Here is a 22,047-nt window from a genome sequence, read left to right as displayed (position 1 = left end):
CCGTCTCCGTTCACGCCGGCCCGGGTCCCGCGCCGCGCTTCTTGTAGAGGCTGATCGAGACGGTGTTGTCCTCGGCGACGGCGGAGTCCACCTGGCCCGCGAGGGCCGACAGCACGGTCCAGGCGAAGGTGTCGCGCTCCGGGGCCCGGCCGTCGGTCGTCGGCGCCGAGACCGTCACCTCCAACGAGTCGTCGACGAGCCGGAAGACGCAGCTGAGCACCGAGCCGGGCACGGCCTGTTGCAAGAGGATCGCGCAGGCCTCGTCGACCGCGATGCGGAGGTCCTCGATCTCGTCGAGAGTGAAGTCCAAACGCGCCGCGAGGCCGGCCGTCGCCGTCCGCAGCACCGACAGGTAGGCACCCGCAGCCGGAAGGCGGACTTCCACGAAGTCCTGATTTCCGGGCTCGCCTGCGATCTGGGACACCCTCACCTCCAAGGTGGTACAAGCACTTTCGGGGCTCCGGCCCGCCGTCGGCGGCGGTCCGGCCTGCGTCACACGGGTAACGCGCCACGTAGTTATGCGGTGACGCTACCGCGATCCCCAGCTCCGTGTCCCGGGGGCCCCGTCCCGATGCTGTCACTCATAGTAAGCATATGAGTACGCACAGTGGCTAGGGGTTCGGCGGGCCCAATTGGAAAGAACGGGTGCCGGGTTGACGTACCCAGGCGTCAGACGATCGAACCGTCCACGAAGCACCATCGCCAGCTCTCGCCCGGCTCGAAGGTCCTCATCACTGCGTGTGAGGTCTCCTCGAAGTGCGCCGTCGCGTGCCGGAACGGCGAGGAGTCGCAGCAGCCCACGTGTCCGCACTCCAGGCAGAGCCGCAGCTGCACGGGGTGGCTGCCGGCCGCGCGGCACTCCAGGCACGTGTCGCTCAGCGGTGACACCTCGGGGCGGGGCAGCGCTGCGACATGCGGACACTCGTTCATGATTGCCAGGTTACGTCGGGAAAGCGGAAGGCGGAGGGGTCTGCCGATGGATGTACTGCCCCTGGTGGCATTGGTCGCGGCGAGCGCCGTGGTGGCGGGGGCCGCGCGCAGGACCCCCGTACCCGCTCCGCTGCTCCTGGTGGGCGCGGGACTCGTCGCCGCGTACGTGCCCGGCGTACCCGACTACCACCTCGATCCGCACATCGTCCTGCCGCTGATCCTGCCGCCCCTGCTGCACACGGCCGCACTGGAGAGCTCCTACCTGGACCTGCGCGCCAACATCAGACCCGTCGCGCTGCTCTCCGTCGGCTACGTGCTCTTCGCCACGCTCGCCGTCGGCTGGCTGGCGTACCTGCTCATCCCCGACCTGCCGCTGACGGCCGCGCTGGTGCTCGGCGCCGTGATCGCGCCGCCGGACGCCGTCGCGGCGACCGCGATCGCGCGCAAGGTCGGCCTGCCGTCCAGGATCACCACGATCCTCCAGGGCGAGTCCCTGGTGAACGACGCCACGGCGATCACCGCCTACAAGGTCGCTCTCGCGGCGGCGGTCGGCGAGGGCGCGAGCTGGTCGGGCGGCGTCAGGGAGTTCCTGGTGGCGGCGGTCGGCGGCGTCGGCGTCGGACTGATCCTGATGGTGCCGATCCACTGGCTGCGCACGCACCTCAAGGAGGCGATGCTGCAGAACACGCTGTCGCTGCTGATCCCCTTCGTCGCGTACGCGGCCGCGGAGCAGGTGGGCGCCTCCGGAGTGCTCGCCGTGGTCGTCGTCGCCCTCTACCTCGGACACCGCTCCTGGCAGGTCGACTTCGAGACGCGGCTGCAGGAGGCCGCGGTGTGGCGGGTCGTCGCGTTCATCCTGGAGTCGGCGGTCTTCGCGCTCATCGGGCTGCAGCTGCCCGTCGTGCTCAAGGGGCTCGGCGAGTACAGCGTCGGCCAGGCCGCCTGGTACGCCGCCGGGGTCTTCCTGTTCGTCGTGGTGGTGCGCTTCGTGTGGTCCTACCCGGCGACATACCTGCCGCGGGCCGTCTCGAAGCGGATCAGGGAGCGCGAGGACGACCTGGACTGGCGCAGGCCGCTGATCGTGAGCTGGGCCGGGATGCGCGGCGTGGTCTCGCTGGCCATCGCCTTCTCCATCCCGGTCGCCATGGAGGACGGGGAGCCCTTCCCCGCGCGCAACCTTGTCCTGTTCCTGACCTTCACCACGGTCATCGGCACGCTCGTCGTGCAGGGACTCTCGCTGCCGTGGCTGATCCGTGTCCTGAAACTGCCGGGCAGGGACGGGCGGGCGCAGACCCTCGCCGAGGCGCAGGCGCAGAACGCCGCCTCACAGGCCGCGGAGGCCCGGGTGGCGTCCCTGATGGAGGACGAGCGCAACTGCCTCCCGCAGCCCCTCCAGGACCGTCTGAGCACCGTTCTGGAGCGGCGCCGCAACTCCGTGTGGGAGCGGCTCGGCCAGCCCAACCCCGTGACCGGCGAGTCGGCGGACGACACCTACCGCCGCCTCGCGCGCGAGGCGATCGCCGCGGAGCGCGAGGTCTTCGTGCGGATGCGGGACGAGCGGCGCATCGACGACGAGATGATGCGGACGCTGCTGCGCAAGCTGGACCTGGAGGAGGCGGCCGTCTACCGCGAGGTCGACGACTGAGGTGGGGCCGACGGCTGGGCCGCCGCGTCACCGGCGCCGGTGACGACCGCGGTGAGGCGGGTGCCGGGCGGGAAGGCGCCCTCCGCGCAGAGGACGGTCAGCGCGTGCAGGAGCTTGGCGACATAGAGCCTCTCCACGGAGAGGCCCGTCTCCCGGCCGTGGCGCCGCTCGAAGTCCTCGGCGAAGGCCACAGGGCGGGGGGCGTACGGGCGTAGCCGCCGCAGTGGAAGCGCTCGTCCAGGCTCCAGTTGGCGGTCGGTGCGCCGAGCGCCGACCGCTGGAGCGCCCGTATCCCCGGGCCGAGGAAGCCGCCCTTGAGCACCGGTATCCCGAGGGCCCTGCGGTGCGGGCCGAGCCCCGCGGCGAGCCCCGCGAGGGTGCCGCCGGTCCCGCAGGCCACGGCGGCCACGTCGGTGTGCTCGCGCAGCTCCTCGCCCAGCGCCGCGCAGCCCCGGACGGCCAGGGCGTTGCTGCCGCCCTCGGGGATCACGTAGGCGTCCCGCGCGTCCGTCGCGCGCAGGAGGGCGTCCAGCGTCGCGGGTTCGCTCTTCGCGCGGTACGTCGGTCTGTCGACGAAGTGCAGCCGCATGCCGTCGGCGGCGCAGCGGGCCAGGGACGGGTTCAGGGGGCGCCCGGCGAGCTCGTCGCCGCGTACGACGCCGATGGTGGCGAAGCCGAGGAGGCGGCCCGCGGCGGCCGTGGCCCGCAGGTGGTTGGAGTAGGCGCCGCCGAAGGTGAGCAGCGTGCCGTGCCCGGCGTCGGCGGCGGCCGACAGGTTCAGCGCCAGCTTGCGGTACTTGTTGCCCGGCAGCTCCGGGTGGATCAGATCGTCGCGCTTGAGCAGCAGCCGCACGCCGTGGCGCTCGAAGCGGTCGTCCCTGACGTACTGCAACGGCGACGGCAGCCGCGGGGACAGACCGGTGGGCGGGGTGGGATGCACCCCGCCATTGTCCCCCGCGAGGCACCGTGCGGCCGGGGCGGGGGAGACGGGAGGGGGCCTGTGCCAATGCCGGGCCCCCGCTGGTGGGTTACTTGAGGCGTTCCTCGACGCGGGACCGCATCGCGTCCATCGTGAAGCCGCGCGGGTCCACCTTGCCCGGCTGCCACTCCAGGTGGCCGATCACCGAGCGCTCCGTCCAGCCGTGGTGGCGGCAGATCGCCGCCGAGATCCTCTCTATGGCGTCGAACTGCTCTTCGGTCCAGGGGTCCTCGCCGTCACCGAGGTTCTCGCACTCGAAGCCGTAGAAGTGGCGGTTGCCGTCGGTGTTCGCCTCGTTGTCCGGGGGGAGGCGCTTCTCGGCGATGACCGCGCGCAGGACGTCGTCGTCACCGAGCCCCGCGTGGTTGGCGCGGCCGTACCCGACGAGGTGGACGCGGCCGTCCTTGGTGATCACGCCGTGGCAGAGCGGACCCGGCAGCGAGGCGTACCCGTCCCGGCAGATCTCCACCGTGCGCTCGCTGCCCTTGGTCACGGTGTGGTGGATCATGACCCCGTGCACGGGCCCCCAGGGGCCCTTGTGGTTGCGGTTGTGGTGCTCCCAGTCGCCTACCTCGACGACGGTGACGCCCTCGTCTCGCAGCGCGTCCAGAAAGCGTCCCGCGGACATGGGTGGGGCCATGACCGCCTCCTTTGCGGAGCGCGACGGCCGCCTGTCGCGAACCGCCTCGTACGCCCTGCTTGTACCGGAAGTCCGGTGCCCGGACCAGCCGTTCGGAAGCAATCCGGGGCGTGTTCGGGCACCGTGCGAGCCGATCCGGTCAGGTGCCGTGCAGGAACGCGTCGCCGTTCGCCGCGACGTGCGCCTCCACGGCCCGCAGCGCCTGCGCGGTGGCCTCCGGGGAGCCCGAGCCGTGCCGCTCGGCGTAATACGCCGCGCCCAGCTTCCTCAGGAGCGCGTCGCCCGCCCGCTTCTCCTGCACCTCGTCGATCTTCTGCCTGCCCTGCGTGAGGCCGCGCTGCGCCTGTTCCTTGGCGCGGTCGAGGAAGCCCGCCATTGCTGTCTCCTGCCGGTCGATGCGAAAGGTGTGAAAGGCGCGCACGGCGTGAACGCCCCGCACATGATCCAACGGGTGCCTCGGCGCCGGGGTTCCCGCGCGCCGCCCCGTTGGGCCGGACGGGTGAAAACGCCACCCATGCCCCGCGGGAGCGAGATCCATTCCCGCTCTTTTGTGTAATGGCGGCACCACGCTCCGTGCTGGAAGGGTGTCCCGCGAGATCACCGCAGGTACTCGGGAGGGCACAGCCAATGTCGGTAGGCGAAGAGATCCGCGCTGAGTCGGAGAAGCCGCAGCAGAGCCTCGGCACGTCGGCCGCACGGAACCTGGCCACCACCACCAAGTCGGCACCGCAGATGCAGGAGATCAGCTCCCGCTGGCTCCTTCGGATGCTGCCGTGGGTGCAGGTGCAGGGCGGCACGTACCGGGTGAACCGCAGGCTGAGCTATTCGGTCGGTGACGGCAGGGTGACCTTCGTCAAGACGGGCGACCAGGTCCAGGTCATCCCCGCCGAGCTGGGCGAGCTGCCGCTGCTGCGGGACTTCGACGACCAGGAGGTGCTCGGCGAGCTGGCCTCCCGCTGCCGGCAGCGGGAGTTCGCCGCGGGCGAGGTCCTGACCTCCTTCGGCAGCCCCTCGGGCGAGGTCTTCCTGCTCGCGCACGGACGGGTGGAGAAGGTCGGCACCGGCCCCTACGGCGACGACACGGTGCTCGGGACGCTCGCCGACGGCTCCTACTTCGGGGAGCAGGCGCTCCTCGACCCCGAGGCCATCTGGGAGTACACCGCACGGGCGGTGACCGCCTGCACGGTGCTCGTCCTGCCGCGCCAGGACCTCGAACAGGTCGCCGAGCGCAGCGAGACCCTGCGCGGCCACCTCCAGCGGCTGCGGTCCATCCCGGCCCAGCGGACCAACAAGTACGGCGAGGCGCCCATCGACCTGTCGGCCGGTCACGTCGGCGAGGCCGTGCTGCCGGGCACCTTCGTGGACTACGAATCGGCACCGCGCGAGTACGAACTGAGCGTCGCCCAGACGGTCCTGCGCGTCCACACGCGCGTGGCCGACCTCTACAACCAGCCGATGAACCAGACGGAGCAGCAGCTGCGGCTCACCGTCGAGGCGCTCAAGGAGCGCCAGGAGCACGAGCTGATCAACAACCGAGAGTTCGGTCTCCTGAACAACTGCGAGTACGACCAGCGGATCCAGCCGCACGACGGCGTGCCGGGCCCCGACGACCTGGACGAGCTGCTCAGCCGCAGGCGCGGGTCCAAGCTCTTCCTCGCCCATCCGCGCGCGATCGCCGCGTTCGGCCGCGAGCTGAACCAGCGAGGACTCGTCCCCGAGACCATCGACGTGGCGGGGAGCAGGATTCCGACCTGGCGCGGCGTGCCGGTCTTTCCGTGCAACAAGATCCCGGTCACCGACGCCGGCACGACGTCCATCATCTGCATGCGTACGGGCGAGGAGGAGCAGGGCGTCATCGGGCTGCGGCAGAGCGGCATCCCGGACGAGATCGAGCCGAGCCTGTCGGTGCGGTTCATGGGCATCAGCGAGCAGGCGATCATCTCGTACCTGGTGTCGACCTACTACTCCGCGGCCGTGCTCGTCCCCGACGCGCTCGGCGTCCTGGAGAACGTCGAGATCGGCCGCTGGAGGTGAGGCATGGGCCGTGTCCGTGGCGCCGTCCCGGGGTACACCCCCTCCGTACGCGCCCACAGGCCGAGGAACCGCCACCGTCCGCATCCTTATCGGGGTGAGTCCATGACGGACACGACGACGGACACGGCAGGCATGACGGTGCCGGCGCGGGGGGCGGGTGAGGGCCAGGAGGCAGTGGAGATCCTGGCCACCGCACGGGCCCTCGTCGACCCGGAGCTGTGCGCGGCGGTCGACTCGCTGCCCGGAGCCATGCGCAGGGTCGCGCGCTACCACCTCGGGTGGGAGCACGCCGACGGCACACCGGCCCCGGGGAACGGCGGCAAGGCCATCAGGCCCGCCCTCGTGCTGACGGCGGCGCGGGCGCTCGGCGGCGAGCGGGAGACGGCCGTCCGGGCCGCCGCGGCCGTGGAGCTGACCCACAACTTCACACTGCTGCACGACGACGTGATGGACCGCGACACCACGCGCAGGCACCGGCCCACCGCCTGGACCGTGTTCGGCGACGCCGCCGCGATCCTCACCGGTGACGCCCTGCAATCCCTGGCGCAGCGCGTACTCGCCGCCGACCCCCACCCGGGGGCCGCGGAGGCCGCCGTCCGGCTGGCCCGGTGCGTGGAGGAGCTCTGCGAGGGGCAGTTCATGGACTGCTCCCTGGAGGGCCGCGCCCCGGACCAGGTCACGCTGGACGAGTGCCTGGCCGTGGCCGAGGCAAAGACCGGTGCGCTGCTCGGCTGCGCGTGCGCGATCGGCGCGCTGTACGCGGGGGCGGGCCGGGAGGCGGCGGACGCGCTCGACGGCTTCGGCCGCCAGGCGGGGCTCGCCTTCCAGCTCATCGACGACGTCATCGGCATCTGGGGTGACCCGGGGTGTACGGGAAAACCGGCGGGCGCCGATCTCACCGCCCGCAAGAAGTCCCTGCCGGTGGTGGCCGCGCTCACGTCGGGCACGCGGGCCGCGGGGGAACTCGCCGAGCTGTACGGCGGCCCGCCGGGCGAGGACGAGCCGGCGCGGACGGCGGACGCGGTGGAGCGCGCGGGCGGCCGCGACTGGGCGCTGGCGCACGCGGCCGACCGGATGTCCGGAGCCCTGGGGCAGCTCGCCGGAGCGGTCCCTGACCCGGAGTCGGCGGGCGGCCTCCTCGCCCTCGCGGAGTTCGTGACGCGCCGTACGCATTGAGACCGGGGCAAGGGGAGAGGCGGGACTGGGGAACGGGGGGTGGGGGCCGGGGGGAAACAGGGGGGGGCGAAGACGCACACGGTGAGGCGTGGGCAAGGGGCCTCGTGGCTGCCGGTCGGACGGTGGCCACGGGGCCCTCACGCCGTTCGCGGGGCCTCACGCGGTGCGGGGGTGATCACCTAGGCTGCGACCGGCGCTCCGCGGGACGCGGTTCGGTGTCCGGTGCGGTGTGCCGTTCCGTGTGGTCGATCGGGGAGGGGCGGGCTGTGGGTGTGGAGATCCGTAGGGCCGGGGAGGACGACCGGGCCGATGTGGTGCGGTTGCTGGACGAGGCGTTCATGGACGACCCGGTGAGCGGTTGGGTCTTTCCCGACGAGGAGCACCGCAGACGGACGCATGGCGCGATGATGGGCGCCTTCTTCGACATGGCCATCGCCGAGGGGTACGTCGACGTCACCGCGGACGGCGCCGCCGCGGCCCTGTGGTGGTCCGTCCCCGCGGGCGGTCCCGACGGCGGAGGGCAGGGTGCGGAGGACGGGCCCGCGCTGCTGCGGCAGGCCGTCGACCCGGAGAACGAGCGGGTCGAGCTGATAGGCAGGCTGACCGACGCGTCGCACCCGACCGACCGGGCCCACCAGTACCTCCACATGATCGCCGTACGGCCGGACCGGCAGGGCGAGGGGCTCGGCACGGCCCTGGTCACCGCCGTCCTCGACCGGTGCGACAGACAGGGCGAGCACGCCTATCTGGAGGCGAGCAACGCCCGCAGCCGTGACCTGTACGAACGCCTCGGGTTCGACTGCACGGGGACGCCGCTCGACCTGCCCGGCGGGCCGCGGATGTGGCCGATGTGGCGGGAACCGCGGGGCGTGGACGCCTCGGCGTAGGGGGGGGCGCAGCGCCTCGGGCCGGAATGCCGGCGAGCGGGCTTCGCCGCGAGGCTGCCCAGAGGCGGCCCGCCGGAATAAACTGCCTGTATGGGCAGCGAAGGGCCGCGATCGGGCCCCGGCCACGGCCCGCGGGACGAGCCCGTGTGCGGGGCCTGCGGAGGTCCGGTCGGTACGGCGATCCGGCGGCGCAAGGTGCTCGGGGTGTTCGTCCCCGTATGGGGTCCCGGGCCGTGCCGCAACGCGCAGTGTGAGGCCTGTGTGGCCGACGAGGACGCGGACCACCCCGGCAACCGGGCGGCGGGCAGACACCGCAGGCCGCGGCACCGCAAGCGGCCCCCCGTGGCGGGCGGCGGCCCGGCCCCCGAGGCGAAGCCCGATCCCCTGCGCGGACCCGACCCGTTGCGCGGCGCCGACCCCCTGCGTGACCCCGACCCCCTGCGCGGTCCCGACGTCCCCCCGGGCCCCGTGGCCTGAGGGCGTCCCACCGGTCGGCCGGTGCCTGTCCTGACCCCGGGGCGCCGTGCGCGGTAGGGTCCCGACGGTCGACGGCGCGGACCACTGGGGAGGGCACGTGAAGAGGCGGTGGGCCGGGCTCGTGCCGGCACTCCTGGCGGTGTCGGCCGGGCTGGTCCTGGCCGTGTGCGGCACCGGCCCGTCGGCGCACGACGAGGCACCGGGGTACGCGCGCGAGGACGGCGTACCCAGGGTCAGGGACGAGAAGGACCTTCCCGCGCTGCCGCTGGACCGCTACGAGTTCAGCGGCCGTGAACAGCAGCGCATCGAGGAGGCGCTGGCGCGCGTCACCCAGCGGTGCATGCGCTCCCACGGCTTCGAGGACTTCCCGCTGCACCCCGGGTGGGGCACGAAGATGGCCGCGTCGTTCAACCTGGTGGCGATCTCCGTGTCGCCCTACGGCACGCTCGACCTCGCTCACGCCCGCCGCTGGGGCTACGGCCTCGATCCGGCCCTCCTGGAGGAGCAGAGGGACGGCCCCGGGAACCAGGGCCGGGTGCCGACGGACGCGGAGCGCAGGGTGCTGGACGGCACCGGCGGACGGGGCGGGCGCGCCGAAGTGGTGGGGGGCCGTGAGGTCCCCGAGGGCGGCTGCGAGGCGCTGGCGGCGCGCCGGCTCCTGCAGGACGAGAAGGCGGCTCGGCAGCGCTCCTTCGTCCCCGAACGCGTCGAGAAGCTGGACAAGGCCGTGGCCGCGGACCAGCGGGTGCGCCGGGCGTTCCGCGACTGGTCGCGCTGCATGGCGGGCAAGGGCTTCACGTCGTACGAGAGCCCGGCGGCGGCCGCCGGCGACAAGGCGTGGTTCAGGGGCCGGCAGGACGGCAACACCGCTCGTACGGAGAAGGAGCTGGCCACGGCCGTCGCCGACGTCGAGTGCAACCGCGCCCTGAACACGGCGGGCGTGCGGTGGGCGGTCAGCGCCGAGAAGCAGCGGGCGGAACTCCGCGCGCACAAGGGCCGGTACGAGGCCGTGCGGGCGCACCTGGACCGGGTGCGGGCCATCGTCCGTGAGGAGCTGGACTGAGGCCGGGGCTGGGCCCGGCGAGGCCCCCGGGCAGCACTGGCGCCGGGCGGCGGGCTCCCGGCTCCCGGCGTCAGGCCCCGGGCGCCCGCCGCCGAGAACGCCCGTGGTGATAGACACGTCGGATGACGACCTCCGGCCGGGCGTTCGACGCCGTACTGAGTGACCTCGACGGTGTGATCCGCTTCTACGACATGGCGGACCTCGAACAGCGGGAGGCCGCGGCGGGACTCCCGCCGGGCAGTACCGCCGAGGTGGCCTTCGCGCCCGAGAACGATCTGCCGCTGATGCGCGGGGAGATCACCAAGGAGCGCTGGGTCGAGTCGATCGCCCGCGGGCTCGCCGGCCGGGTGCCGCTGGAGCGCGGGCGCGAGCTGGGGAATGTGCTGGCCGAGACCAAGTTCCGCGCGGACGACGTGGTGGTCGGGCTGCTCCGCGAGGTGCGCGCGGCCGGGCTGCCGGTGCTGCTCGTGACGAACGCGACGCCCTGGCTCGCCGAGGACCTCGCGCTGCTCGGCCTCACCGGCGACGACGGGCTCTTCGACGCCGTGCTCAGCAGCGCGGACCTCGGCGTCACCAAGCCGGACCCGCGCATCTACCGGGAGGCGGTGCGGCGGGCCGGTGTGCCCGCCGACCGCTGCCTGTTCGTGGACGACCGCCGCGAGAACGTGGACGCGGCGGTGGCCCTCGGCATGCGGGGCGTCCTGTACCGCGAACCCTCCGATCTGGCGGCGGCGTTGGCCACGCCCTAGTTCCGGCCGTGCTCCGCGTGGTCTTCGAGGACGGCGTCCAGGTGCCGCAGGGCCGCCGTCACGCGCTCCGGGACCGCGAAGAACGGGTCGTCCGGGACCGGCAGTGACCCGGCGAGCGCCACGCCGCGGGCCCGTGCCCACGTGGCGTCGTCCAGGGCGACCGCCGCCCGGAACGTCTCCCGTGCCTTCGCGGGCAGGAACATCCACATCGGGATGAGGTCGCAGGCGGGATCGCCCACGGCCAGTGTCCCGAAGTCGATGACCGCGGAGAGCCGCCCGTCGACGGCGAGGAGGTTGCCGGTGGCGAGGTCACCGTGGAGCCAGACGGGGTCGCGGTGCCAGGCGGGTGCCGCGAGCGCCGCCTCCCACACGGCCGTCACCGCCGCCGTGTCGACGACGCCCTCCAGCTTCGCGATCTTGGCCCGGACGAGGGAGTCGGCGGCGAGCGCGTCGCACTCGGTGCCCACGCGCTCGCCGCGGAAGGCGTTGCTCAGGTCGGGCGCGGGCCCACCGATGGCGTCGATCCGCCGCAACGCGTGGATGAATTCGGCGAGTTGCCCGGCGGCGGCCACCGGGTCGGCCAGGCCGTCCGTGGTCGCGGCCTCGCCGTCGAGCCAGCGGTGGACCGACCATGGGAAGGGGTAGCCCGGCCCGGGGCCACCCCGCGCGACCGGCGTGGGCACGGTGAGCGGCAGGTGCGGGGCGAGCCGCGGCAGCCACCGCTGCTCGCGCTCGACCTGGCCGGTCCACCGCTCGTGGCGCGGCAGCCGGAGGGTGAGGTCCTCGCCGAGCCGGAATGTGGCGTTGTCCATGCCCGGCTGCGGCACCGGTGTCACGGGCAGGCCGGCCCACCGCGGGAACTGCTCGGCGACGAGCCGCCGTGCGAGTTCGGCGTCGATTTCCATCGGGAACTCCTCGGGGTCGCTTCTCGTATGTCACGTAGGGGTGGGGACGTTCCGTCACTCCCATGACGGAACGCGACGGGAGAATGTGGCAGATGGATCAGAGGCGTTCGGAAGAAGCGGCGCTGCCGGTGCGCCATGCGGCCCTCGCCACCGCGTTCGAGGAGCACAGACCGCGGCTCAACGCGGTCGCGTACCGGATGCTCGGCTCGCTCGGTGAGTCGGAGGACGCGGTCCAGGAGGCGTGGCTCAGGCTGAGCCGGTCCGACGCCGCCGAGGTGCGCAACCTGGGCGGCTGGCTCACCACCGTGGTCGGCCGGATCTGCCTGGACCTGCTGCGCTCCCGGCAGTCCCGCCGCGAGGACTCCCTCGACGTCTCCCTGGAGACGCATGTGCCCGACCCCGTCCTGAGCCGCCTGGACACCGTCGACCCCGAGCAGGAGGTGCTGCTCGCCGACTCCGTCGGCCTCGCCCTCCTCGTCGTGCTCGACACCCTCGCGCCCGCCGAGCGGCTGGCGTTCGTGCTGCACGACATGTTCGCCGTGCCGTTCGAGGACATCGCGCCCGTGGTCGAGCGCTCGGCCGCCGCGACCCGGCAGCTCGCGAGCCGGGCCCGGCGCCGCGTGCGGGGCTCCACACCGGCCGCGGAGACCGACGTGGCCAAGCAGCGCGAGGTCGTCGACGCCTGGATGGCGGCCACCAGGGCGGGCGACTTCGAGGCGCTGCTCGAACTGCTCGACCCCGATGTCGTCCTGCGCGCGGACAGCGGCGACCTCGCCGCCGGCCTGTCGAAGCTGATGCGGGGCGCGGAGACGGTGGCGGGGCAGGCGGCGATGTTCGCGAGCCTCGCCGACGTCCAGACCGTGGTGCTGGTCAACGGCCTGCCCGGCCTCATCGCGGCGCCCGGCGGCAAGGTGTTCTCGGTCGGCGCCTTCACGGTCGTCGACGGCAGGATCACCGAGATCAACATCATCGCCGACCCCGAGCGGCTGCGGCGCCTCGACGCGGAGGCGCTGCTGGCCTGAGCGCGCGGGGCCGGTCGGACGGCGGGGCGGGTATCAGCAGCCACGGTCACCGCCGCCGTTCGTCCTGCGCACCACTCGGAGGAGGTACTCCTTGCGGTGCAGCGGGTCGTCGTCCGTCCGCGCGCGCGTCGGGGCGGTGCCGCGCACCGGTTCGTAGTGGTCGAAGGCGGACTCCAGCTCGCCCTCGCCGCGCGTGAGTCCGGGCAGCTGGAGCTCCAGGGCGTGCACCTGGTCCGCGGGGATGTCTCCTTCCAGGCGGTAGGAGTCCCCGTTCGCCGCCGGGGTGTGCGGTACGGCCCGCAGCCGTGCGAGCACCGGGAGCACCGCCCCGAGGGTGTCGGCGGGCAGGTCGAGCCCGAAGCGGTGCATCGGCTCGTGCACCACCGTGCCCGCCCGGCGCAGTGCGTCCATCAGGACCAGCGGCGTCAGGTGCCGGAAGTCCCCCGCGGTGCTCGACATGCTCTTGTCGAACGTGCCGTGCGCGTGGCTCTGCCGCGGCCAGTACCCCGCGTGCGTCATCGTGACCGTGCAGTCGGGCACCCGCCAGCCGTGGAGCCCCTGGCCAAGCGTCTCGCCGACGGTCTCCTCGACCGCGCGGAAGAACGCGTACGGCATCGAACCCAGCTCGACGCCGAGCCGGAACGCCACACCGGCCCCGACCGGCGCGGGCTCGACCCGCAGCCCGACCGTGGCGAGGAACGGGTTCGGGTCCTTGTCGATGAACTCGACCGCCTCACCCGTGCCGGCGACCCGCTCCACACAGATCGTCGTCGTCTCGCGGAAGGTGACGTCGAGGCCGAAGTCCGCGGCGAGGGTCGCCTGGATGACCTCCTTCTGCACCTCGCCGTAGAGCGAGACGGACACCTCCTGCCGTACGTCGTCCTGCCGCAGGTCGATCAGCGGGTCCTGCTCGGCGAGCTGCGTCAGGGCCAGGTGCAGGGCGCCCCGGTCACCGGCCGCGGCCGGGGCGACGACCGTCTCCAGGGTCGGCGGCGCGAAGAACCGGCCGCCGGTCCCCGCCCCCGTACGCGGTACGCCGAGCACGTCACCGATCCGCACGTCATGGAGGCCCCACAGCTTGCCGATGCGGCCCGCGACGACCCGCGTGCCGGGCTCGTCGGCGCCGTGGGCGAAGACGCTGACGGCGGTGACCTTGCCCTCCCTGAGGTCCGTACCGTCGCCCGCCGCGATGGCGACGCGGTCACGCGTGCGGACCGTGCCCGCGAACACGCGTACGTACGCGATCTTCTCCCCGGCCGTGCCGCGCTCCACCTTGAACACGCTGCCGGAGAGCGGGGCTTCGGCGTCCCCCGCGTCGGAGGGCAGGAACTCGGCGATGCCGGACGCCAGTTCGCCGACGCCGGCGCCCGTCATGGCGGAGCCGAAGTAGACGGGGTGCACCAGGGAGCACCGGGTCTGCCGGGCCAGTTCACGGCGCAGCCGCCCGTACGTGAGGGAGTCCGGGTCCTCCACGTACGCCGTGAGTAGGTCGTCGTCGTGTCCGGCGAGCAGTTCGGCGAGGCCGGGGGCCGCCCCGGGGAACGGGATGAAGCGCGCCTCGCGGGTGCCGAGCGCCTCGACCGTGCCCATCGGGGCGATGTCGGGGGTGAGCCGCCGGGCGATGTGCTCCAGGACGCCACCGTGGCGGGCGCCGGCGCGGTCGGCCTTGTTCACGAAGATCACTGCGGGGATGCGCAGCCGCCGCAGGGTGCGCAGCAGGACGCGGGTGCGCGCCTGGACGCCCTCCACGGCGGAGACCACGAGCACGGCGCCGTCGAGCACGCTCAGGACCCGCTCCACCTCGGCGATGAAGTCCGGGTGGCCCGGGGTGTCGATCAGGTTGACCGCGACGTCGCCGCCCGTGCCCTCGGGGGCGCCGACGACGAAGGAGACGACCGCGGACTTGATCGTGATGCCGCGCCGGCGCTCCAGGGCGAGCGAGTCGGTGAGGGTGCTGCCGTCGTCGACGCGGCCGACCTCGTCGATCACGCCCGCGCGGTGCAGGAGCCGCTCGGTGAGACTGGTCTTGCCCGCGTCGATGTGGGCGAGGATGCCGAGGTTCAGGTACCTCGTGCCGGCCTCGGCGGCCGGCTTCGGGTCAGCCTCGGCCCCGGGCCTCGCGTTCGTGTTCGGGTTCGTGTTCGGAGCAGGTGCATGCGATGGCACGTAGCGTCATGTCCTTAGAAGAGGGGGTGATTCCTTCCGGGTGGGACATGCGCGAACGCCGCATTTCTTCTCCTTGGTGATGGCGATGGTGATGCCTGGTGATGTGATGCCTGGTGGTCTCTGGTGGCCGTGGTCTCTGGTGGCCCTGCCGGCCCTCGGCGCGGCACGCGGGGGCCGCGCCGGCTTCCCGCCGGCTCCGCCAGTGCAGCAGGACGCCCCCGCTCGCGGCAACCGATTAAGTCCGGGCGCCGGGCACCCGCGAGTCTCAGCGGATGTCGTCCTCGGCGGCCCTCCCCGCCCCGACCGCTTGGACCCTCCGGCGCCCGGCCCACCACAGCACGAGCGCCGCGTACCCTCCGATCATCACGACGTCCACGCAGACCGACACCATGTCCATGTCGGCGGCCGTCTCGTCGGAGGCGAGCGCTCCGGCGAAGGCGGCCGAGATGCCCATGGCGAGGAGGTTGCTGACGACGTGCAGTCCGACGGCCGCCTCCAGTCCGCCCGTACGTGCCGTCAGAACGCCCGTGACCAGCGCGAACACCACCAGGTCCACGAAGCCCCACGGTGTGCCCCAGCCATGGGCCGCCGCGAACAGCGGTGCCTGCGGCAGGATCGCCACCCACGGCGAACGGCACCAGGCGCCGACCGCCTGGGTGAGCCAGCCCCGGAACACGTACTCCTCGGCCGCCGCCTGGAACGGCACCAGCACGCAGACCATCGCCAGGCCCAGCAGGAAGTCGGGGAGCCCCGCCCAGACCATGTCGTCCGTGCCGTCGGCCGACGCCCCGGGGAGCAGCAGCATGACCCCGAGTGACGCGGTGACCAGCGGCAGCGCGAGGAGCAGACAGCGCACCAGCCAGTCCCGGCGCAGCCGCCCGACCACCGAGGAGACCGTCCCGCCCGGACGCCGCTGGGTCCAGCGGGCGGCGAGGAACACCACGGGGAGCAGCAGGGCCAGGGAGAGCAGGCCCTGGCCCGTCTCCCCGATGCCGCCCCAGACGCGGAGCCCGTCCTCGTCCACGGGCTTGTCGAGGGCCGCGCCCACGATCTCCGCGCCGAGCAGCACGAGGAGCGCGGCGACGACGGCCCCGCCCAGCACCAGGCCGGTCCCGGCGAGCGGCCGCCACCAGCGGTGCCTGCCGGTGGCCAGGGCGAGGCGGTGGTAGGGCAGCGGCGGTGACACGTACGGGGGTTCGGACTCGTACGGATACGGCGGGTACGCCGGATGCGGTACGGCGGGCGGGGGCGCCCAGGGGTCCGGCGGTGTGGAGGGGGAGTGGTGCGGGGACGTCATGCGTCCAGCATCCCGGCGGCCCGCCCTTCGCGCGTCGGCCGCTCGTACGATCATCGTCTCCGTCTTGGGGCAGACGTGCGGGCCGGAGGGCCGGAGGGCCGTGGCGGATGCGGAGGCCGTCCGGGCGAAACCGCGGGACCCGAACCTGACGCCCGCGGAGGCGGCGTGGCCGAGGCGGCGTGGCTGAGGCGGCGCGCCGGCGGCGGCGAAGGGCCCGGCCGTCGGAAGAGGGGGCCGCGAAATCGGAAGAGGGGGCCGTGAAAGCAGACCGCACCCGGTCCGTCACGGACGCCGTGCTCGGCGGCCCGCGGACCGGGTGCGGACAGCCGGGCGATGCCGACCCGCGGGAAAGGTGCGGGTCGGCACGCCTCGGCGATCAGGCCTTCTTGGTCTCCCAGAAGATCTTGTCGATCTGGGCGATGTAGTCCAGCGCCTTCTGGCCCGTCGCCGGGTCCGTCGACGCCTTGGCGGCCGAGAGGGCCTTCAGGGTGTCGTTGACCAGCTGGTGCAGCTCCGGGTACTTCTCGAAGTGCGGGGGCTTGAAGTAGTCGCTCCAGAGCACCGACACGTGGTGCTTGGCGAGCTCGGCACGCTGCTCCTTGATGACCGTGGCGCGCGCCTGGTAGTGCGCGTCGTCGTTGGCGGCCATCTTCTCCTGCACGGCCTTGACCGACTCGGCCTCGATCCTGGCCTGGGCGGGGTCGTACACGCCGCAGGGCAGGTCGCAGTGCGCGCTGACCTTTACCGTGGGGGCAAACAGGCGGGAAAGCATGGAGCGGTCCTCCTCGTGATCGTCTTCTCAGGTGGGACATTACTCCGTGAGAGGCCGGATTTCGCGAGTGCCCCCATGGGCTTAGGACGAAAGTCCAGGGTCAGACTGGGACTGGTGGACGATGGGACCGGGGAGGTGCCGGCGATGCCGGAGCTGTCGCAGGAGAGCGAACGTGGAAGGGCCGCCTTGCCGTGGGGCGCGGCCGAGGTGACGGGCCCCTCGATGGTGCCCACACTGCTCCACGGGGACCGGCTGCTCGTGCGGTGGGGCGCACGCGTCCGCCCGGGTGACGTGGTGATCCTGCGCCATCCGTTCCAGCAGGACCTGCTGGTCGTCAAGCGGGCCACCGAGCGCCGCGACGGCGGCTGGTGGGTGCTCGGCGACAACACGTTCGCGGGCGGCGACAGCACCGACTACGGAGTGGTCCCGGAGGAACTCGTCCTCGGGAAGGTGTGGTTCCGCTACCGTCCGCCCACGCCGGGGCGCCGCTCGCCGCTGGCGCTGGCGCGCTGGACGGTCTCGGCGGTGCGCCCCGTGCTGCCCGAGCGCTCCGTCTCCAGGCGCTTGCGGGCGCGGTAGGCGGCGACGTTGGCGCGGGTCGCGCAGCGGTCCGAGCAGTAGCGCCGGGAGCGGTTGGTGGACGTGTCGAGATAGGCGTTGCGGCACGGCGCCGCCTCGCACAGGCCCAGTCGCTCCACGCCGTGCTCCGTGAGGTGGAAGGCGAGGCCCATCGCCGCGATGGCCGCGTACCCGGCCGTGGCGTTCGAGGGGTGGTCCGCCAGGTGCATGTGCCACAGCGGGCGCCCGTCGTCGTCCCTGTGGTCGTGCCCGGAGATCTGCGGGCTGACGGGGAACTCCAGGAGCAGTGAGTTCAGCAGGTCGACCGCGAGCGTCTCGTCGCCGCCGTCCGCCGCCTCGAACACCGCGCGCAGCCGCGCCCGGACCGACCGGAAGCGTGTGACGTCCGCGTCGGTGGCGCGGCGTGCCATCTGCGTGCTCGGCCCGAACAGGTCCCTGATCACCTCGACCGAGGTGAGCGTGTCCTTGTTGCGGCCCGGCTCCTCGCTGTTGACCAGGCGTACGGCGTAGTCCGAGTAATAGGCCAGTTCCACTTGTAGTCCTTACGAGGGCGGGCTATGGTCGACTCGTCGGCAGGTAATAGCCGTTTGCGGTACCAGGGTATTACGGACTGGAGGGGTTTCGATGACGGAAACGGGTACGGGGACTGGTTCGGAGACGGGAACGGGTACCGGGCCCGGCACCGACTGGCGCGCCTGGCAGGAGAGCTGGGACCGGCAGCAGCAGTGGTACCTGCCCGACCGCGAGGAGCGCTTCACGATCATGCTCGACATGGTCGAGGCCGTGGTCGGAACCGCGCCGCGCGTCCTCGATCTCGCGTGCGGTACGGGAAGTATCACGGACCGGCTGCTCAAGAGGTTCCCCGAGGCCACCAGCGTAGGCGTCGACCTCGACCCCGCGTTGCTCACCATCGCCGAGGGCACGTTCGCCGGGGACGACCGCGTCACCTTCGTCACCGCGGACCTCAAGGACCCCGACTGGGCCGCCGCCCTCCCGCACGACAGCTACGACGCCGTGCTCACCGCGACCGCCCTGCACTGGCTCTACAGCGAACCGCTCGCCGCGCTGTACGGGCAGGTCGCCGGGCTCGTACGGGACGGCGGTGTCTTCATGAACGCCGACCACATGCCCGACCCCGCGACCCCGCGGCTGAACGCCGCCGAGAGCGCCTACCGGCACCGGCAGATGGACCGGGCCAAGGCCGAGGGCGTCCTGGACTGGAAGGAGTGGTGGCAGCTCGCCGCCCAGGACCCGGTCCTCGCCGGGCCCACCGCCAAGCGGTTCGAGATCTACGGGGAGCACGCCGACGGCGACATGCCCTCGGTCGAGTGGCACGCGCGGACGCTGCGCGAAGCCGGCTTCGCCGAGGCGCGCCCGGTCTGGGCCTCGCCCTCCGACGCGGTGGTCCTGGGCCTGAAGTAGCCCTCGCGCGGGAAGGGGCGGTACGGATCACCTCCGTACCGCCCCTTTCGCGTACGCCCACGGGCATCGCGTACGCCCACGGGCATCGCGTACGCCCACGGGCATCGGGTGCGCCGTGGGCGTACGCGCCGCTCCGCGCGCCCCTGACGGGCGCAGGTGATCAGCGCGTCAGAGAACCTTCGACAGGAACGACTGCGTCCGCTCCTGCCGCGGGTTCGTCAGGACGTCGCGCGGGTGGCCCGACTCGACCACCACGCCCTCGTCCATGAAGACGAGGCTGTCGCCGACCTCGCGCGCGAAGCCCATCTCGTGCGTGACGACGACCATCGTCATGCCGGACTCCGCGAGGTCGCGCATCACGTCGAGGACGTCGCCGACCAGCTCGGGGTCGAGCGCCGACGTCGGCTCGTCGAACAGCATCAGCTTCGGGTCCATCGCGAGCGCGCGGGCGATGGCCACGCGCTGCTGCTGGCCGCCGGAGAGCTGCGAGGGGTAGTTCCCCGCCTTGTCGGCGAGGCCCACGCGGTCGAGGAGCTGCCCGGCTCGCTCCCTGGCCTCGGTCTTGGCGACGCCCTTGACCTGGACCGGCGCCTCCATGACGTTCTCCAGGGCCGTCATGTGCGGGAAGAGGTTGAAGCGCTGGAAGACCATGCCGATGTCGCGGCGCTTGAGGGCGACTTCGCTGTCCTTGAGCTCGTACAGCTTGTCCCCCTTCTGCCGGTAGCCGACCAGGTCGCCGTCGACGTAGAGACGACCGGCGTTGATCTTCTCCAGGTGGTTGATGCAGCGCAGGAACGTCGACTTGCCGGAGCCCGAGGGGCCGATGAGGCAGAAGACCTCACCGGTCTCGACCTCCAGGTCGATGCCCTTGAGCACTTCTACGTTGCCGAACGACTTGTGGACGTTCTCGGCCTTCACCATGGCGGTCATGGGTTCACCTCACCCCCGGCGAGCGCAGGGACAGCATGTTGGCCTTGATCTTCTGGAAGGGGGTGGCCGGGAGCGAGCGCGACGAACCGCGCGCGTAGTACCGCTCCAGGTAGAACTGCCCGACGCTGAGGACCGACGTCATGATCAGGTACCAGCAGGCGGCGAGCAGCAGCGCCTCCACGGTCGCGCCCGACGAGGTGCCGATGTCCTGCGCGTACTTGAGGAGTTCGTAGTACTGGACGGCGGCGACCAGCGACGTCGTCTTCAGCATGTTGATGAACTCGTTGCCCGTCGGCGGCACGACCACGCGCATCGCCTGCGGGAGGACCACGCGGCGCAGCGTCTTGTTGTGGCTCATGCCGAGCGCGTGCGCCGCCTCGGTCTGGCCGTCGTCGACCGAGAGCAGACCGGCACGGCAGATCTCCGCCATGTACGCCGCCTCGTTGAGGCCGAGGCCGAGCAGCGCCGTCAGGAACGGCGTCATGAAGTCCGACCACTCGTCCTTGTAGACGGGGCCGAGGTTCACGTAGTCGAAGACGAAGCCGAGGTTGAACCAGACGAAGAGCTGGACGAGGACCGGCGTACCGCGGAAGAACCAGATGTAGAACCAGGCGATCGACGAGGTCACCGGGTTCTTCGACAGGCGCATCACGGAGAGGATGACGCCGCCGACGACGCCGATGAGCATCGAGAGGAACGTCAGGATCAGCGTCTCGCGGACGCCCCTGAGGATGCGGTCGTCGAAGAAGTTGTCGGGGATCGCGCCCCAGTTGATGTCGCCCTGCGAGAAGGCGTAGACGATCGTGGCGAGGACGCCGATCGCGAGGACCGCGGCGACGTAGCGGCCGAAGTGGCGGACCGGGATGGCCTTGATGGCCTCCGCGGGCCGCGCCTTCGGGACGTCGTCCGCGGGGCCCTTCTTGGAGATGTCGGTGGGCACGTCAGTGGCCTTTCAGCGACTAGGAGGAACGTCGGTCACTTGCCGCCGTTGATGGTGGCCTCGTCGACCGCGCCGTCCTTGACGCCCCACTTCGCGATGATCTTTCCGTACTCGCCGTTCTTGATGATCGCGTCGAGCGCGGCCTTGATCGCGTCGCGCAGCTCGGGGTTGTTCTTGGACACGGCGATGCCGTACGGGGCCGCCTCGACCTGCTCGCCGACCAGCTCGAAGTCCTTGCCGCCGCCCGAGGTCTTCACCGCGTACGCCGCCACGGGGAAGTCCGAAGAACCGGCGTCGGCGCCGCCGGAGCGCAGCCGGGCCTGGGCCTGCTGGTCGTTGTCGAACTGCTCGATCGCGATCTTCTTGCCGCCCTCGCACTTCTTCGACTCGGCCTTGGCCAGGTCGTGCGAGACGGTGCCGCGCTGGACCACGATCTTCTTGCCGCAGAGGTCCGACCAGGTCTTGATCCCCTGGTCGTCGCCCTTCTTCGTGTATATCGAGACGCCGGCGGTGAAGTAGTCGACGAAGTCGACGCCGCTGCCCACCTTCTTGCCGGTCTCCTCGTCGATGCCTTCCTGGCGGTTCTTGGTGTCCGTCATGGCGGACATGGCGATCTGGTAGCGCTTGGAGCGCAGACCGCCGAGGAGCGTGTCGAACGTGCCGTTCTCGAACTCGAACTCCACACCGAGCTGCTTGCCGAGTGCCTCACCCAGGTCGGGGTCGATGCCGACGGTGTTGCCCGACTTGTCCTTGAACTCGACCGGCGGGTAGGCGATGTCGGACCCGACCTTGATGACGCCCTTGTCGCGGATGTCCTTGGGCAGCTTGTCGGCGAGCGGCGCGTTGCTCACCGACTCGCTGCCCTTGTCCTTGGTCTGGTCGCCGCAGCCGGACAGCAGCAGCGTGCCGGCGACCGCGATCGCGCAGACCGCGGCGATCCGGGACTTCGCGGACTTCGCTGCGGCCTTACGACAAAGGGTGCTTGCGGTCATGGTGGGTCCTCCGGCGGATGAGGGAGTTGCGGCGGATGAGGGGGTTGCCGATGAGTCGGGCACACACCTTCGGGTGTCGCGACCTCGTGTGATGACGGCATCTTGCCATTCGGGCCGTCCGATTCCGGGTGCCCGCGATGTCAAAATCGGATAACGGGAAGAGTCCGAATCCCAACAGGCCGGTGCAGTGGGGATGAAAAGTCCACGGAGCGAATCAGGCCAACCGGCCGATAATCAGTGAATCTCACCATGTGGACCCGGTGCGGGCGAGATTCCGGTCAATTGGGGCGCCTACGATGGCGGCTTCCGGCTCCTGCGGCCCTCTTCGCCGGGCTGCAACCAATGTCACTCGCCCCTGCCCGCCGCTGTCGGGTAGAAAGAGTGGTTACACCCCTCATCCGGGGCTCAGGGCGCGTGTGCGGCGCGCCCGCGTGTCCGTACC

The 22,047-nt window shown here is 72.0% G+C and carries 22 protein-coding genes and 1 pseudogene; 10 read left to right on the top strand and 13 right to left on the bottom strand.

The genetic code is table 11. The annotated features are described in order from the left end of the window. Nucleotides 1-10: 10 nt before the first annotated feature. Nucleotides 11-424 (bottom strand): hypothetical protein, encoded by a 414-nt coding sequence (locus AB0I16_RS28260; protein WP_062782207.1) that lies wholly within the window; start codon nucleotides 422-424, stop codon nucleotides 11-13. Nucleotides 425-669: 245 nt separating this feature from the next. Beyond that, entirely contained in the window at nucleotides 670-930 is a 261-nt protein-coding gene (locus AB0I16_RS28255) for a UBP-type zinc finger domain-containing protein (protein ID WP_363252421.1), read from the bottom strand. Between the two features lie 46 nt (nucleotides 931-976). Here AB0I16_RS28255 and AB0I16_RS28250 point away from each other — a divergent pair, with 46 nt between their 5' ends. Continuing rightward, nucleotides 977-2,575, top strand: coding sequence for a Na+/H+ antiporter (locus tag AB0I16_RS28250; RefSeq protein WP_363252420.1), 1,599 nt, complete (start codon nucleotides 977-979; stop codon nucleotides 2,573-2,575). Here the strand turns inward: AB0I16_RS28250 and AB0I16_RS28245 are convergent. The 3 genes and pseudogenes from AB0I16_RS28245 to AB0I16_RS28235 all read right to left on the bottom strand — a co-directional run bounded on the left by AB0I16_RS28245 (nucleotide 2,554) and on the right by AB0I16_RS28235 (nucleotide 4,570). Beyond that, a pseudogene (locus AB0I16_RS28245) lies at nucleotides 2,554-3,515 on the bottom strand (pyridoxal-phosphate dependent enzyme). The gene AB0I16_RS28250 and the pseudogene AB0I16_RS28245 sit on opposite strands and share 22 nt — an antisense overlap. Before the next feature lie 88 nt (nucleotides 3,516-3,603). Continuing rightward, nucleotides 3,604-4,194 carry an N-acetylmuramoyl-L-alanine amidase gene (locus AB0I16_RS28240; protein WP_363252419.1) on the bottom strand — a complete coding sequence of 197 codons (591 nt, stop codon included), beginning with the start codon at nucleotides 4,192-4,194 and terminating at the stop codon, nucleotides 3,604-3,606. A 139-nt stretch (nucleotides 4,195-4,333) separates the two neighbouring features. Continuing rightward, the gene (locus AB0I16_RS28235) at nucleotides 4,334-4,570 is read right to left on the bottom strand and encodes a hypothetical protein (RefSeq protein ID WP_363252418.1); all 237 of its coding nucleotides are present in this window, start codon (nucleotides 4,568-4,570) and stop codon (nucleotides 4,334-4,336) included. Between the two features lie 251 nt (nucleotides 4,571-4,821). Here AB0I16_RS28235 and AB0I16_RS28230 point away from each other — a divergent pair, with 251 nt between their 5' ends. From AB0I16_RS28230 to AB0I16_RS28205, 6 genes are all read left to right on the top strand, one after another. Further along, nucleotides 4,822-6,228: a family 2B encapsulin nanocompartment shell protein gene (locus AB0I16_RS28230; protein ID WP_363252417.1), complete on the top strand. Its 1,407-nt coding sequence runs from the start codon at nucleotides 4,822-4,824 to the stop codon at nucleotides 6,226-6,228. A 132-nt stretch (nucleotides 6,229-6,360) separates the two neighbouring features. Then, a complete protein-coding gene (locus tag AB0I16_RS28225) occupies nucleotides 6,361-7,404 on the top strand; it encodes a family 2 encapsulin nanocompartment cargo protein polyprenyl transferase (RefSeq protein ID WP_363252432.1) in 1,044 nt (347 codons plus the stop codon). A gap of 266 nt (nucleotides 7,405-7,670) precedes the next feature. After that, nucleotides 7,671-8,291: a GNAT family N-acetyltransferase gene (locus AB0I16_RS28220; protein ID WP_363252416.1), complete on the top strand. Its 621-nt coding sequence runs from the start codon at nucleotides 7,671-7,673 to the stop codon at nucleotides 8,289-8,291. Nucleotides 8,292-8,552: 261 nt separating this feature from the next. Continuing rightward, entirely contained in the window at nucleotides 8,553-8,768 is a 216-nt protein-coding gene (locus AB0I16_RS28215; RefSeq protein WP_363252415.1) for a hypothetical protein, read from the top strand. Between the two features lie 97 nt (nucleotides 8,769-8,865). Continuing rightward, complete coding sequence (locus tag AB0I16_RS28210) at nucleotides 8,866-9,831, top strand: hypothetical protein (RefSeq protein WP_363252414.1); 966 nt, start codon at nucleotides 8,866-8,868, stop codon at nucleotides 9,829-9,831. 122 nt (nucleotides 9,832-9,953) lie between these two features. Next, complete coding sequence (locus AB0I16_RS28205) at nucleotides 9,954-10,580, top strand: HAD family phosphatase (RefSeq protein ID WP_363252413.1); 627 nt, start codon at nucleotides 9,954-9,956, stop codon at nucleotides 10,578-10,580. Here the strand turns inward: AB0I16_RS28205 and AB0I16_RS28200 are convergent. Next, the gene (locus AB0I16_RS28200) at nucleotides 10,577-11,485 is read right to left on the bottom strand and encodes an aminoglycoside phosphotransferase family protein (protein ID WP_363252412.1); all 909 of its coding nucleotides are present in this window, start codon (nucleotides 11,483-11,485) and stop codon (nucleotides 10,577-10,579) included. The two genes, AB0I16_RS28205 and AB0I16_RS28200, sit on opposite strands and share 4 nt — an antisense overlap. A gap of 92 nt (nucleotides 11,486-11,577) precedes the next feature. Between AB0I16_RS28200 and sigJ the strand changes: the two genes are divergently transcribed. After that, nucleotides 11,578-12,507, top strand: a complete 930-nt coding sequence (gene sigJ, locus AB0I16_RS28195; protein ID WP_363252411.1) for an RNA polymerase sigma factor SigJ — start codon at nucleotides 11,578-11,580, stop codon at nucleotides 12,505-12,507. A gap of 33 nt (nucleotides 12,508-12,540) precedes the next feature. Here sigJ and AB0I16_RS28190 read toward each other — a convergent pair whose 3' ends face one another. From AB0I16_RS28190 to sodN, 3 genes are all read right to left on the bottom strand, one after another. Continuing rightward, nucleotides 12,541-14,571, bottom strand: a complete 2,031-nt coding sequence (locus tag AB0I16_RS28190; protein ID WP_363252431.1) for a translation factor GTPase family protein — start codon at nucleotides 14,569-14,571, stop codon at nucleotides 12,541-12,543. Nucleotides 14,572-14,938: 367 nt separating this feature from the next. Next, complete coding sequence (locus AB0I16_RS28185) at nucleotides 14,939-15,970, bottom strand: CPBP family intramembrane glutamic endopeptidase (protein WP_363252410.1); 1,032 nt, start codon at nucleotides 15,968-15,970, stop codon at nucleotides 14,939-14,941. Nucleotides 15,971-16,346: 376 nt separating this feature from the next. Further along, complete coding sequence (gene sodN, locus AB0I16_RS28180; protein WP_363252409.1) at nucleotides 16,347-16,742, bottom strand: superoxide dismutase, Ni; 396 nt, start codon at nucleotides 16,740-16,742, stop codon at nucleotides 16,347-16,349. A 144-nt stretch (nucleotides 16,743-16,886) separates the two neighbouring features. On the opposite strand from sodN, the gene sodX reads away from it, so the two are divergent. Continuing rightward, on the top strand, nucleotides 16,887-17,321 hold the full coding sequence (gene sodX / locus AB0I16_RS28175; protein ID WP_363252430.1) for a nickel-type superoxide dismutase maturation protease: 435 nt from the start codon (nucleotides 16,887-16,889) through the stop codon (nucleotides 17,319-17,321). Here sodX and AB0I16_RS28170 read toward each other — a convergent pair. Next, nucleotides 17,204-17,854 (bottom strand): CGNR zinc finger domain-containing protein, encoded by a 651-nt coding sequence (locus AB0I16_RS28170; RefSeq protein ID WP_363252408.1) that lies wholly within the window; start codon nucleotides 17,852-17,854, stop codon nucleotides 17,204-17,206. The genes sodX and AB0I16_RS28170 overlap by 118 nt on opposite strands. A 91-nt stretch (nucleotides 17,855-17,945) precedes the next feature. On the opposite strand from AB0I16_RS28170, the gene AB0I16_RS28165 reads away from it, so the two are divergent. After that, the gene (locus tag AB0I16_RS28165) at nucleotides 17,946-18,743 is read left to right on the top strand and encodes a methyltransferase (protein ID WP_363252407.1); all 798 of its coding nucleotides are present in this window, start codon (nucleotides 17,946-17,948) and stop codon (nucleotides 18,741-18,743) included. Nucleotides 18,744-18,911: 168 nt separating this feature from the next. On the opposite strand, the gene AB0I16_RS28160 is transcribed toward AB0I16_RS28165, so the two are convergent. From AB0I16_RS28160 to AB0I16_RS28150, 3 genes are read right to left on the bottom strand one after another with little or no spacing between them, the layout of a single operon-like run. Beyond that, nucleotides 18,912-19,673: an amino acid ABC transporter ATP-binding protein gene (locus AB0I16_RS28160; protein ID WP_363252406.1), complete on the bottom strand. Its 762-nt coding sequence runs from the start codon at nucleotides 19,671-19,673 to the stop codon at nucleotides 18,912-18,914. A 4-nt stretch (nucleotides 19,674-19,677) separates the two neighbouring features. Beyond that, nucleotides 19,678-20,613: an amino acid ABC transporter permease gene (locus AB0I16_RS28155; protein ID WP_363252405.1), complete on the bottom strand. Its 936-nt coding sequence runs from the start codon at nucleotides 20,611-20,613 to the stop codon at nucleotides 19,678-19,680. Between the two features lie 35 nt (nucleotides 20,614-20,648). Then, complete coding sequence (locus AB0I16_RS28150; RefSeq protein WP_363252404.1) at nucleotides 20,649-21,605, bottom strand: ABC transporter substrate-binding protein; 957 nt, start codon at nucleotides 21,603-21,605, stop codon at nucleotides 20,649-20,651. Nucleotides 21,606-22,047 lie beyond the last annotated feature (442 nt).

It is taken from the genome of Streptomyces sp. NPDC050703, from assembly GCF_040654435.1.
Lineage (GTDB): Bacteria > Actinomycetota > Actinomycetes > Streptomycetales > Streptomycetaceae > Streptomyces.
The sequence above is the reverse complement of the archived record's forward strand: the minus strand, read 5'-3'. Positions and strand labels throughout refer to the sequence as shown.

Excerpts from the sequence above, each read along its gene's own strand:
- AB0I16_RS28255 (WP_363252421.1), bottom strand. The coding sequence starts at position 930 with ATGAACGAGTGTCCGCATGTCGCAGCGCTGCCCCGCCCCGAGGTGTCA.
- AB0I16_RS28250 (WP_363252420.1), top strand. The coding sequence starts at position 977 with ATGGATGTACTGCCCCTGGTGGCATTGGTCGCGGCGAGCGCCGTGGTG.
- AB0I16_RS28240 (WP_363252419.1), bottom strand. The coding sequence starts at position 4,194 with ATGGCCCCACCCATGTCCGCGGGACGCTTTCTGGACGCGCTGCGAGAC.
- AB0I16_RS28235 (WP_363252418.1), bottom strand. The coding sequence starts at position 4,570 with ATGGCGGGCTTCCTCGACCGCGCCAAGGAACAGGCGCAGCGCGGCCTC.
- AB0I16_RS28230 (WP_363252417.1), top strand. The coding sequence starts at position 4,822 with ATGTCGGTAGGCGAAGAGATCCGCGCTGAGTCGGAGAAGCCGCAGCAG.
- AB0I16_RS28225 (WP_363252432.1), top strand. The coding sequence starts at position 6,361 with ATGACGGTGCCGGCGCGGGGGGCGGGTGAGGGCCAGGAGGCAGTGGAG.
- AB0I16_RS28205 (WP_363252413.1), top strand. The coding sequence starts at position 9,954 with ATGACGACCTCCGGCCGGGCGTTCGACGCCGTACTGAGTGACCTCGAC.
- AB0I16_RS28200 (WP_363252412.1), bottom strand. The coding sequence starts at position 11,485 with ATGGAAATCGACGCCGAACTCGCACGGCGGCTCGTCGCCGAGCAGTTC.
- sigJ (WP_363252411.1), top strand. The coding sequence starts at position 11,578 with ATGGATCAGAGGCGTTCGGAAGAAGCGGCGCTGCCGGTGCGCCATGCG.
- AB0I16_RS28185 (WP_363252410.1), bottom strand. The coding sequence starts at position 15,970 with ATGACGTCCCCGCACCACTCCCCCTCCACACCGCCGGACCCCTGGGCG.
- sodN (WP_363252409.1), bottom strand. The coding sequence starts at position 16,742 with ATGCTTTCCCGCCTGTTTGCCCCCACGGTAAAGGTCAGCGCGCACTGC.
- sodX (WP_363252430.1), top strand. The coding sequence starts at position 16,887 with ATGCCGGAGCTGTCGCAGGAGAGCGAACGTGGAAGGGCCGCCTTGCCG.
- AB0I16_RS28165 (WP_363252407.1), top strand. The coding sequence starts at position 17,946 with ATGACGGAAACGGGTACGGGGACTGGTTCGGAGACGGGAACGGGTACC.
- AB0I16_RS28160 (WP_363252406.1), bottom strand. The coding sequence starts at position 19,673 with ATGACCGCCATGGTGAAGGCCGAGAACGTCCACAAGTCGTTCGGCAAC.
- AB0I16_RS28150 (WP_363252404.1), bottom strand. The coding sequence starts at position 21,605 with ATGACCGCAAGCACCCTTTGTCGTAAGGCCGCAGCGAAGTCCGCGAAG.